The following is a 10,793-nucleotide window of genomic DNA, read 5'->3' as shown; positions in this document are numbered from 1 at the left end:
TCCTCAGCCACCATGGCTTGAGTAATACCCGGTTTTTCGGAGCGCTTTACGGCTTCCTTACGGAATTCTTCAGTGTATGCGTGGTTCTTTTTTCTTCCCATCATAATTGTCCTCTATTTCAGTAAGTATAACTAATTTAGAGTGGCTATTTTTCGTGGGGAACACGGACACATAACGCCGCAATAAACGGCGAGCGTTAGCGAGTCCAGCACAACGTGTTTTTGTTGTGCGATTGTTTAATTGCCTTGTTATGCGCGACCAAGTTTACTTTTCCATTCTTCTAACCACAACTGCTCACCAACTGCATTTAGTGAATCTTTATTAGCTAGTTCTTGGACTATGTTGAAGCATTTATCTTCTACGTCTTTAGGCAGTGAGTGAAGCTCAACAAGCTGATGAGCAAGCCATTTTTTTGCTGCTGAATTTTCTAGTAACGTAATTAAACTCATAAGATCATCTTCGCCTGCATCCCGAACAATAGAATACATACTATTGACAGCAGAATTAGAGCCTTGCACTGATTTTGAATCTTCATAAACAACAGAATCAGCTAACTTTGCTAATTTTAAATATTGATCCAATTCTTAATCCTTTGCTTACGCATAACGCCGTAATAACGGGGCGCTGATTAATTAATTTGCACACAATCATAAGCTAAATTAAACCGAAACTGCAAACCTGCAATAGAAACCCAACGTAAGCGCTCCAAGTTAATTACCTTGTTATATTTTTATTTAAACAAGGGCTTAGATTGTCTTGAAGAATTTCAGAGAAGAAACCTAGAAAGAGCAGATATTGATCTAAATTTTCAAATTACGATGAGTTAGATTTTTTTAAATACTTACCAAGAAATAAAAATATTATTCCGAAACAGAAAGGCACAATGAAATAGTAGCTAAGACCTTGATCTGGAACTACTTTGTAATAAGTATAATGCAGCTTTTCAGTATCATTAGTAAATATAAACCATAGCTCATCTATTAAAGGTAAAAAATTTATAAAATAATCACCCAAAGGAGTAATAGCTATTAATGAAATTAGAATTAATAAGTATCCAATTCTAACAAACCACTTTCCCATAGTATTTCTCTTTTAGGGTTTGGAATATAACGCCTTAATAAAAGGCGAGCGTTAGCGAGTCCAGCACAACGTTTTTTGTTGTGCGATTTTTAATTAACTTGTTAGCCATTTTTTTTAGTAAAGCTATCAATCTCACTATCTTTAAAATGAACTGCAAAACCATGTTCATCCTCCCAAGGAATGTCAAAAAACACACTGCAATAACTAGTTTCAGTTTCAAAGTCATGAAAATAAACTTCAGTTAGTTTAGCTTTTTTATAAGTACACTCCTCATCAAAGCATCCAAAGTAAATTTGGTTTGCTTTTGTATTACCATGTTCTTCTATAAGCTCATCTGGTACACAGCCATAACCTATATTAACCATACAAGTATTGTAGTGCTTCCAAATTTCTGATTTGATAATTTGTAGATTGGAAGTATCAATTCGTAAAAAGGCATTAATACTTTCATCTATCCTTCTACTTACATCTTCATTGTTTTGGCTTTGATCTTGGTAAACTGATAGCGTAACTTCCTTATCAAAGAGTTTTGAATATATAGTTTTATTCATATTCTTAGCCCTTGGCTGGCTAACGCCTTGCACAGTGGAAAACGACGAGCGCCAGCGAGTTGGTTTTCCAATGCTGCAACTTGTTATGAGTATGATTAATAAAGAACATCAAAATTAAATTCACTATAAGACTCATGAGACATACCCAAAGTAAAACGACCATATTCAATTTGAGAGTTTTTTTCTTCTTTTATCCATATCCTTTCTGCTTCTAAGAGATCACAAAGGTTATAGGTGTCTCTTACGCCACTTAGCTTTACTTTGAAAGAGCCTTCCGTTGAAGTGAATTCAAAGTAAACAGAATATTCCTCTCCTTCACGTTTAAGGGTAAATTCGTTAATTTCTATATTTTGATATGTAGTACCAATTATCATATGTGCTTATGTTTAAGATTCATAACGCCTTGCACAGTGGAAAACGACGAGCGCCAGCGAGTTGGTTTTCCAATGCTGCAACTTGTTATATTTAATAGTCAAAGCCCATTATAGATACATGTCGTAGCAAATAGTAATAAAATGAGCACCATAAACCAACGATTCCAAGTTTTAATTACAGCATTTTGAGGGTTTGATTTTTCATACTCAATTGCAATAGTTTGGCCTTGTTTTAAATTATTTTTGTATGAACCCTCATTTTCAAATACCACTTTATTGTCAAACAGGTCATCAAATTCTATTTTGGGAATGAAAAGCTCGCTAGGGACATGACCATCTGAGTTCATATGTGACTCCTTACGAATTGATATAATTCGTCCGACTGTTTCTACTTTGTTTTTACTGAACTTTATTTCATCTATGGTTAATTTTACGCATAAGATAAGTAAAAAAAGTCCAATGAGTAAAGCAAATGACATTAAAATCCCTTTAATATAAAAGTACGCTACTAATAAGAAATATAACGCCTTGCTAAGCGGAAAAATGCGAGCGCCAGCGAGTAGTTTTTCCGATTAAGCAACTTGTTAGGTGATTAATTAATTTTAAATAATAGCAGATGCCAACCAAAAACTAACAAACAAAATAACAGCCAGCCAAAGCAACGTAAACCAAACCCAAGCAAGCACACTGTTAAAACCCAAACGCTATTTGAAAACAAAACCAATGTTAAAACAAACAAAAATCTAAATTTTCATTGCCCAAGTAATTCGCTGTTTTGTACTAGCAAATCTCACCAACAAAAACACAAATGACTCAAAAACGTAACCACATCAGTGCGGATTACTGTTTGAACTAGCGATACAAAGAACCCAAGTTATACACCGTTTTGTACTAGAAATTTTACTTAACCGAATGCAATGAAAACAGGTAATAAGTGGGGGGGGGTCTTTTTTAACTGATTAAACACCCAGAACCAATTCTTGGTGTACACATAACGCCGTAATAACGGGGCGCTGATTAATTAATTTGCACACAATCATAAGCTAAATTAAACCGAAACTGCAAACCTGCAATAGAAACCCAACGTAAGCGCTCCAAGTTAATTACCTTGTTATATTTTTATTTAAACAAGGGCTTAGATTGTCTTGAAGAATTTCAGAGAAGAAACCTAGAAAGAGCAGATATTGATCTAAATTTTCAAATTACGATGAGTTAGATTTTTTTAAATACTTACCAAGAAATAAAAATATTATTCCGAAACAGAAAGGCACAATGAAATAGTAGCTAAGACCTTGATCTGGAACTACTTTGTAATAAGTATAATGCAGCTTTTCAGTATCATTAGTAAATATAAACCATAGCTCATCTATTAAAGGTAAAAAATTTATAAAATAATCACCCAAAGGAGTAATAGCTATTAATGAAATTAGAATTAATAAGTATCCAATTCTAACAAACCACTTTCCCATAGTATTTCTCTTTTAGGGTTTGGAATATAACGCCTTAATAAAAGGCGAGCGTTAGCGAGTCCAGCACAACGTTTTTTGTTGTGCGATTTTTAATTAACTTGTTAGCCATTTTTTTTAGTAAAGCTATCAATCTCACTATCTTTAAAATGAACTGCAAAACCATGTTCATCCTCCCAAGGAATGTCAAAAAACACACTGCAATAACTAGTTTCAGTTTCAAAGTCATGAAAATAAACTTCAGTTAGTTTAGCTTTTTTATAAGTACACTCCTCATCAAAGCATCCAAAGTAAATTTGGTTTGCTTTTGTATTACCATGTTCTTCTATAAGCTCATCTGGTACACAGCCATAACCTATATTAACCATACAAGTATTGTAGTGCTTCCAAATTTCTGATTTGATAATTTGTAGATTGGAAGTATCAATTCGTAAAAAGGCATTAATACTTTCATCTATCCTTCTACTTACATCTTCATTGTTTTGGCTTTGATCTTGGTAAACTGATAGCGTAACTTCCTTATCAAAGAGTTTTGAATATATAGTTTTATTCATATTCTTAGCCCTTGGCTGGCTAACAGCTTATTATACAGACGCAAATAATATCTTACTATACGGATTAGCTCAATTTATGCGAGTTTACGGCGCTACAAGTGGATGTTTTAAATAGTTAGGCATTAATTATCTTACTATACAGAAACCAATGATTTTAAAGCAGAGCAGTCTATTGAGAGGTAATGTGGTCATTTTATATTATTAAGTCATTACCTGTTTTTAACAGTGGGGTGTATGCAAGAATTGTCTATAACTGATTTATTCAAGTAACATTAGTCAATATTCATGAGTATCTTACTTAAAAAAAATATATTGAAACGTAGCTGAAAATACTTTTATTTTTGCCTAAAAAAAACTGAAAAAAGCCTCTATAAGTGGGGGGGTGACTTATAAGTATCTTTTACACTTATCTTAGATAGGAAGCGTTTCAGTATTATTGAATCTCTCCATTCAGATAGATTGTTGATACGATTTCTGTTTCATCTTCAAAGGCTTCGCCTGCAAAACACATCTGTAGTGATTGATTAAAAAACTTATTGGCGTTTTCTTCGGAGACTTGTCCTTTGATTACAATTTTTGTAATCACTTTGTCGGCATAACCCGCCATTTTTGGCGTCATGAAATTCTCTGTTCTGTAGTTAATCTGCTGTTCTACGCGATAGTCTTCAATATGATGTTTAGAAAAGCTTTTGTTTATTATCCGAAAAAAATTGAAGTTTAAATCTAGCTGAGAGGTCAGGCAAAAAGCAGTTCCGGCGGTTAGGTAATCCAGGGATGTAGGTGCTTTATCCAAGCCGTCATAGCCATAGCTGTCATCTGCATAGAGCTCCCAAGATGCATAGTTTTTCTGAATAGCTCTGACTTTTATTTTTTGTAGATAAGGTCTTTGTGTATCGTTAGCCAATTCTGTGATTGCCACTACTGCGAATTTAATATCTTTCTTTAGCAATGATGTTGGGCCTATGCCGACATCTTCCCCAACTTCCAGAGTTTCAGGTTTTAGCATAGACGTTTTGGTGGTAAGTGTCAGATCATTATCGACTGAAACGTCGTCTGGGACACTGCCAGCCATTGAATGTTTGTTGTCCCAATGTTGTCCATTGATCACAAGCTCCGGTTCTATGTCCGTGTTATTCGCCAAGACATCACCAGCAGCCCAGGAACGCAGCGCTAGTTCTTTGAGTTCAGTTATTTTTTTTGCAGGTTCTTTGCTTACGATTAAAATATTAGCAACCACCTTATCCGTAAACCCAGCCCATTGTGTTGACATTGGGGCGTGAAACCTAAAGAAAACTTTTGCCTCAACCTTTAGGCTATCAACATCCAGATTGAGGATCTCTATGCCACGCTGCAGCTGAGTGTGTAGATTGGATGTGATTCCGGTTGTTAGATAGCTTAAGGGATTAGGGGAGGATTGTTCATAACTGATTCCGCCTTCATCGCAGGTCATCTGCCAAGCACTGAATTTATCTGTACCGATGGGTTGTACTGTGCCTTTCTTCAGCATCGAAGAGTCTTTATTTAAAACCCTTTCAACGACTACAGCGATATTTTCATTAACAGATCCCTCAGGGGATTCTGCTTTTGTGGGTTGTAATGCGGTTGGTTCAGGGCCTTTATTAGCTCTGATTTGAACATGGTATTCGTTGATAAGAGCATCTTTCACTTGGGTTTTTGTGTCCATTTTATCAATTCTTTGTTGGGTTGTTTTCTCGGTCTTTTCACGGTAAGTCCTTCAGCTATTATCTAACAGCCGTCAAATTTATTGCTTGAGATTGCTCAATAACCAAGACTTACTTAAGAATTTAAAATGGTAGAACTCTTCTTCTATTTTTATCTCTCTTCTTGTTTTTCTTCTGCTTTTTCTTTTGAGTAATAATTGGGCACTTTCAATTTATCTACATAATTAAATAAATAGATAGATAAATAAAACAGCGCTCTGTATTAGTAACAGTGTGCCTAAGCTCTTCTCTGCTTAAATGCCGACCACCCCGATGCCAGTAATGTATCAAAAACCGTTCTCCATGCTGAGAGATTTCCATCTGGGGATTTGCCTTTGGCGATGCGGTGAATTTGTGTTTCAAACCATGTAAGACCTAGCATGACCATGCGGTCTATCTTAGGTTTGCCTGTGGTGGGTTCAGGCAGTGTCATGCGATAGTTGGGGTCAGCAAGTACTCTGTTTGGCATATCCGGTACCACGGCGAGAGGCCGCGCTAGTCCCACCATATCTGTGGCACCGCTCGAAATAGCATCGCGCATGGCTGCGCTACTACGAAAGCCTCCTGTTACCACTAATGGCGTTTTTACTACTTCGCGTAAACTCTCTGCATAGCTTAAAAAATACGCCTCACGTTTGATCGTGCTTTCGGCAAGTTTGTGTCCCATCATCGAGGGGCTTTCATAGGTGCCACCCGAGACTTCTATCAAATCTATACCTAGTTGTTCCAACTCTTTAACTACAGCAGAGGATTCTTCTTCACTAAAACCATCTTTCATGAAATCTGCGGAATTGAGCTTGATGCCAACGGGGTAATCAGAGCCCACGGCGGCCCGCATCGCGGTGTAGACCTCACGTACAAAATTCATACGGCGATCGGCGTCACCACCCCAGTAATCATCGCGTTGATTGTGACGAGGTGACAGAAATTGGCTAACTAAATAACCATGCGCGCCGTGAATCTGGACACCATCAAAACCTGTTTGCTTAGCTAGTGAAGCTGCTTGTGCGAAGCGTTGCACAATGTCACGCACCTCGGCGTCTTCCAGTGCCCGAGGTTCGTTGAAGCCTTTTGCTAGTCCTCCGCCCAATGGGATAGCCGAAGGGGCAACAGGTTTTTTTACCAGGAAGTTTGGAATTTGTTTGCCGGGATGATTGAGCTGCGCCCAGATCGCGCAACCACCCGTTTTTCCCGCTGAACTCCAGCGACGAAAGGCTTCTAGATCACTCTGTTCGTCGAGCACCACATTGGCGGGCTCTCCAAGCGCAGAACGGTCGATCATGATGTTACCAGTGACTGCAATGCCTAAACCACCTTCGGCCCAGGTGCGGTAGAGTGTTTCCAGACCGGGTTTGGGATTGTGGTGTTTATCGCCAAGTTGTTCACTCATGGCTGATTTCATTAGTCGATTACGGATGATTGCTCCGCAGGGCAGAGTCAGTGATTGGTCAATCTCGACGTGCGTACTCATGGATGATTCCTGTGATAAAGATGGGTGATTAGTCTTCTTGATACTTCTAAGAACAAGTGGAGATAGTGATGACTATAAAATTGTGAAAGTACATATAGACCCCATAATTTTATACTTTACTAAACCAATAATACTCAGGCTTTGCGTCGAAACCTTTTTTGCCATAGAAAATAAACAAACCCTTACTATCCTTTGGCAGTTCTTTCGAGTTATTGCACCAGCCCACTTTAAATTTGAGGGCGTCGGGATAATCATGAGGGTTCTTTTTCCATGTCTCGATGTTTAAAACAAAACGGGATAAATTCTTATTGATAGGGTTACCAACTTGGTCATCAACTATTTGATTGATGCGACCAATCGCCACCCATTCAGACTTTTCCAAACAGACGTTTTGATTAAATTTTCCTTCAACAAAACAGGGGGAAGGAGGGCATGGCTTGGTTGCATAAGCCCCTAAACATAATACGAGGCAACTGATTAAAAATAACACTTTCATAGCTTTACCTTTTTTCTTGCTCTGTCTCTTGTTCTGTCGCTTATCTGCTTTTCATCTTACTGCAAAAGTACGCAGGCGTATTGATTCAAATTTATATTAACTGACGCCGTTGTAAAAAGCAGTTGTAAAAAGCCTTTGTTAAATGATTTCGTTAAATACAGTAATTTAACGATTAATCAATAAACGATAAACTAAAAAAAGTGCCCCAAAGCCGGGGGGTGTATAAAGGATTTTAAAAGGTTGTTAAAAATCACTTTTAAACCACCGATTACGGCTTTTTAGGTAAGGTAGCATTATCCTTATTTGTATTCGCTTTTTAATTTCGCGGATGTGATTTCCACTTTTTTTGGTCGCCATTGGCTAATAGCTAGACCGCTCAATATCAAAGCAAAAGCGAGTAGTTTCAATACGCTCACATCTTCATGGAAAAAGATGATACTTCCTATCAAACCGAAGATTGGCGTTAATAGCGTGAAGGGTGCCATGGTGGAAAGAGGGTATTTTATCGTCAGTCTATTCCACACCCAGTAACCCAGTAAGGTGGTCGGATAGGCTTGAAATAATATTGAAAACCAGACTTCAGAATTGAGCTGAGAAGGCAGGTCTATAAACGGTTGTGTTCCGTTGAATATAAACACAAATAGAATCAGCGGAAATAGGGCAAAGAACATCCCCCATACGCTAAAGGCAAACACGTGTTTTGTTTTCGATTGCTTGACCACGAATGACATTAAACTCCAGCTTAATGCAGCGATAAGTGTCAGTGGAAGCGCTTTTAATGGCACAGAACCATCTGTGATTGTAATACTGGCTAACAGACCGGCAATCGCCAGTGCCGCACCAAGAATTTTGTAGGGCGTTAAGTGTTCTTTTAGTAAAAAATAGCCAATCGCCAAGCTGGGTATGATGCTCATATTCATCAATAAGCCTGCCATGCCAGCAGACACGCCAAGGTTGATCGACCAAACCATCATGCCCCACACACCCAGACCAAATACGATGCCATAAGCGATCAGGTAACGAATCGCTTCGGGTGGTCTGCGTACAAAGAAAATTGCAGGGAATACGGCAAAGGTAAAACGTAATGCCGTAAGCAAAATAGGGTCTGTTTGCATGGCGCCGAGTTTGATTGCGGAGAAGTTAAATCCCCATAAGCACATTAGCGCCAAGCTGATGAATATATCTCTTTTTGTCATGGTATTAGTTTCCTGTCGAAAGACCTTGTCTGATGCTTATCTATTATCGTTTCATCTAAAACAAATAACAGATACAATATTTTTAAATAAAAAAGATACAGATGTAATAGGAGATTGAATGACGTTATGAAATATAAAGACATTGCAGAGCTGATTATTGTTGATATTCAACGTCATAAATTAACGCCTGGACAACGTTTGCCATCATTACGCCAGCTAACGAAACAGATGGGTGTGAGCATGACCACCGCGCTGAATAGTTACCACAATCTGGAACAAAGGGGCTGGGTTGTGGCGCATCCCAAGTCAGGATTTTTTGTATCAAAACCGGTGAGTCAGGGAGATATTCCCACACAACCGCAATTCAAAAGCAGTTCTCGGCAAGTATCAAAAAATCTGGAGCCAGGCGAATACCACAGAAGTAATTCGACATCAGGGCCATTCGGAATTACGCATTTGTGCCCTTCAAATGTTCCGCTACTTTCTTTACAGCGAAGTATCAAACGTAGTGTTCAACGAAATGATTCGTTGTTACACGCTTATTCAGACCCGCAGGGTATTCACGAATTGCGTCAAGCACTGGTAGATCATTTTGGGGGTAATGGATTTACCATGACGCCAGAGGATATTTTTATCAGTGGCGGCTGTATGGATGCGATACGCGTGGCGTTATTAGCCACCACTAAACCCGGAGATGCCGTCGCAATCAGTTCTCCCTGTTTTAATGGTTTACTCAAATTATTATCTAGCATGTCGCGTTTGGTGGTTGAAATTCCGAGCCATTCTGATGGTGTGGATTTGCAACAGCTTGAACAGAAATTTAAGAATAAAGAGATTCAAGCCGCCTTGTTTAGTAGTTCTTATATGAATCCTCATGGCATCAGCCTGTCTATTGAACAGAAGCAAAGTCTGGCGCAGATGGCGAATAAATATCGAATCCCAATCATTGAAGATGATGTGTACAGTGAATTAGGTTACGAGCATACCTTTCCGTTACCTATCAAGTATTGGGATACCGATGGCTATGTGCTTTGGTGTTCGTCTGTCTCGAAATCATTAGCCAATGGTTTACGCATAGGGTGGTGTTCGGCAGGTCGATACCTTGAGTCGTGCGTGGAGATGAATGCGACCGAACGGTTCTGTCAAAATGGCTTGCTGCAAGCGAGTCTGGCGGACTTTATGAATTCTGGTCAATACCGAAAACATCTGCAAAATATTCGTAAAATCATTTTTGCCAATGCCTGCGCCTTTCGTGATTTACTGTTACACCATTTACCCAAAGGTTCAGCCGTTAGTGCCCCGAGTGGAGGGCTTGCCCTGTGGATTCAGGTTCCCGATTTGCAGGATGTAAAACTGAAAGCATTTGCGGATGAAGCAAACATTGAGATTCGTTTGGGTTCTCAATTCACCACGAGAAAACTCTATCACGATTACTTCAGGCTCAATTTAGGATGGGGGCTTTCCGAGATGCATGATTCTAAACGAACCATTGAACAAGCCTTGATTGAGTTATCTACTGGGGTACATAAGGCACTGGGTAAAAGTAAGACATCCTAAAAATAAAAGCAGAGAAGCCGTCGCTATAACCACACAAATACTAACTATTCTCTAGCTGTTAGAAGACAAATTTATAGAATTTAATAGTTGACGCTTTGCTTGTCCTTATCTGTACGTCTGATGCGTTAGATTGCTGTAAACATAGGTAATTTTTGGAGGTAACTATGCTTCTTTTGGGATAATGAAAGAGTGAATTTGGCTACTTTGGTGATCACTGTTATTATGTTGTACGCTGTATATGTGCATCTACATCCTAATGTTCAGGCGGAGATTTTTCTCTAGTAAAAAGGCATTAATTATTGGATCACGTGTTCCACTTTTAACTTA

Annotated in this window: 12 protein-coding genes; 1 reads left to right on the top strand and 11 read right to left on the bottom strand. The window is 38.6% G+C overall.

Going from position 1 to position 10,793, the window contains the following annotated elements:
- Positions 1-248: 248 nt before the first annotated feature.
- From OO007_RS19765 to OO007_RS19715, 11 genes are all read right to left on the bottom strand, one after another.
- Entirely contained in the window at positions 249-581 is a 333-nt protein-coding gene (locus OO007_RS19765) for a hypothetical protein (protein ID WP_325810120.1), read from the bottom strand.
- Positions 582-813: 232 nt separating this feature from the next.
- Positions 814-1,080: a hypothetical protein gene (locus tag OO007_RS19760; RefSeq protein ID WP_325810117.1), complete on the bottom strand. Its 267-nt coding sequence runs from the start codon at positions 1,078-1,080 to the stop codon at positions 814-816.
- A 101-nt stretch (positions 1,081-1,181) separates the two neighbouring features.
- Positions 1,182-1,631, bottom strand: a complete 450-nt coding sequence (locus tag OO007_RS19755; RefSeq protein WP_325810116.1) for a DUF6985 domain-containing protein — start codon at positions 1,629-1,631, stop codon at positions 1,182-1,184.
- A 95-nt stretch (positions 1,632-1,726) separates the two neighbouring features.
- The gene (locus tag OO007_RS19750; RefSeq protein WP_325810119.1) at positions 1,727-2,005 is read right to left on the bottom strand and encodes a hypothetical protein; all 279 of its coding nucleotides are present in this window, start codon (positions 2,003-2,005) and stop codon (positions 1,727-1,729) included.
- A gap of 98 nt (positions 2,006-2,103) precedes the next feature.
- Positions 2,104-2,484 (bottom strand): DUF3592 domain-containing protein, encoded by a 381-nt coding sequence (locus tag OO007_RS19745; RefSeq protein WP_325810118.1) that lies wholly within the window; start codon positions 2,482-2,484, stop codon positions 2,104-2,106.
- 723 nt (positions 2,485-3,207) lie between these two features.
- On the bottom strand, positions 3,208-3,474 hold the full coding sequence (locus OO007_RS19740; RefSeq protein ID WP_325810117.1) for a hypothetical protein: 267 nt from the start codon (positions 3,472-3,474) through the stop codon (positions 3,208-3,210).
- 101 nt (positions 3,475-3,575) lie between these two features.
- Complete coding sequence (locus tag OO007_RS19735; RefSeq protein WP_325810116.1) at positions 3,576-4,025, bottom strand: DUF6985 domain-containing protein; 450 nt, start codon at positions 4,023-4,025, stop codon at positions 3,576-3,578.
- A 433-nt stretch (positions 4,026-4,458) separates the two neighbouring features.
- Positions 4,459-5,709 (bottom strand): hypothetical protein, encoded by a 1,251-nt coding sequence (locus OO007_RS19730; RefSeq protein WP_325810115.1) that lies wholly within the window; start codon positions 5,707-5,709, stop codon positions 4,459-4,461.
- A gap of 275 nt (positions 5,710-5,984) precedes the next feature.
- Positions 5,985-7,217 (bottom strand): NADH:flavin oxidoreductase/NADH oxidase family protein, encoded by a 1,233-nt coding sequence (locus tag OO007_RS19725; RefSeq protein ID WP_325810114.1) that lies wholly within the window; start codon positions 7,215-7,217, stop codon positions 5,985-5,987.
- A gap of 109 nt (positions 7,218-7,326) precedes the next feature.
- Positions 7,327-7,713: a hypothetical protein gene (locus tag OO007_RS19720; RefSeq protein WP_325810113.1), complete on the bottom strand. Its 387-nt coding sequence runs from the start codon at positions 7,711-7,713 to the stop codon at positions 7,327-7,329.
- Positions 7,714-8,012: 299 nt separating this feature from the next.
- Complete coding sequence (locus OO007_RS19715) at positions 8,013-8,909, bottom strand: EamA family transporter (protein ID WP_325810112.1); 897 nt, start codon at positions 8,907-8,909, stop codon at positions 8,013-8,015.
- 126 nt (positions 8,910-9,035) lie between these two features.
- Between OO007_RS19715 and OO007_RS19710 the strand changes: the two genes are divergently transcribed.
- Positions 9,036-10,466, top strand: a complete 1,431-nt coding sequence (locus OO007_RS19710; RefSeq protein WP_325810111.1) for an aminotransferase-like domain-containing protein — start codon at positions 9,036-9,038, stop codon at positions 10,464-10,466.
- The last annotated feature ends 327 nt before the right edge of the window (positions 10,467-10,793 follow it).

This window comes from Cocleimonas sp. KMM 6892, assembly GCF_035798195.1.
Classification (GTDB): Bacteria; Pseudomonadota; Gammaproteobacteria; order Thiotrichales; family Thiotrichaceae; genus Cocleimonas; species Cocleimonas flava.
This window is presented reverse-complemented; position numbering and strand designations above follow the sequence as displayed.

What these genes read in the sequence shown, in the direction of transcription:
- OO007_RS19760 (WP_325810117.1), bottom strand. Translation starts at nt 1,080, where the DNA reads ATGGGAAAGTGGTTTGTTAGAATTGGATACTTATTAATTCTAATTTCA.
- OO007_RS19755 (WP_325810116.1), bottom strand. Translation starts at nt 1,631, where the DNA reads ATGAATAAAACTATATATTCAAAACTCTTTGATAAGGAAGTTACGCTA.
- OO007_RS19750 (WP_325810119.1), bottom strand. Translation starts at nt 2,005, where the DNA reads ATGATAATTGGTACTACATATCAAAATATAGAAATTAACGAATTTACC.
- OO007_RS19745 (WP_325810118.1), bottom strand. Translation starts at nt 2,484, where the DNA reads ATGTCATTTGCTTTACTCATTGGACTTTTTTTACTTATCTTATGCGTA.
- OO007_RS19740 (WP_325810117.1), bottom strand. Translation starts at nt 3,474, where the DNA reads ATGGGAAAGTGGTTTGTTAGAATTGGATACTTATTAATTCTAATTTCA.
- OO007_RS19735 (WP_325810116.1), bottom strand. Translation starts at nt 4,025, where the DNA reads ATGAATAAAACTATATATTCAAAACTCTTTGATAAGGAAGTTACGCTA.
- OO007_RS19730 (WP_325810115.1), bottom strand. Translation starts at nt 5,709, where the DNA reads ATGGACACAAAAACCCAAGTGAAAGATGCTCTTATCAACGAATACCAT.
- OO007_RS19725 (WP_325810114.1), bottom strand. Translation starts at nt 7,217, where the DNA reads ATGAGTACGCACGTCGAGATTGACCAATCACTGACTCTGCCCTGCGGA.
- OO007_RS19720 (WP_325810113.1), bottom strand. Translation starts at nt 7,713, where the DNA reads ATGAAAGTGTTATTTTTAATCAGTTGCCTCGTATTATGTTTAGGGGCT.
- OO007_RS19715 (WP_325810112.1), bottom strand. Translation starts at nt 8,909, where the DNA reads ATGACAAAAAGAGATATATTCATCAGCTTGGCGCTAATGTGCTTATGG.
- OO007_RS19710 (WP_325810111.1), top strand. Translation starts at nt 9,036, where the DNA reads ATGAAATATAAAGACATTGCAGAGCTGATTATTGTTGATATTCAACGT.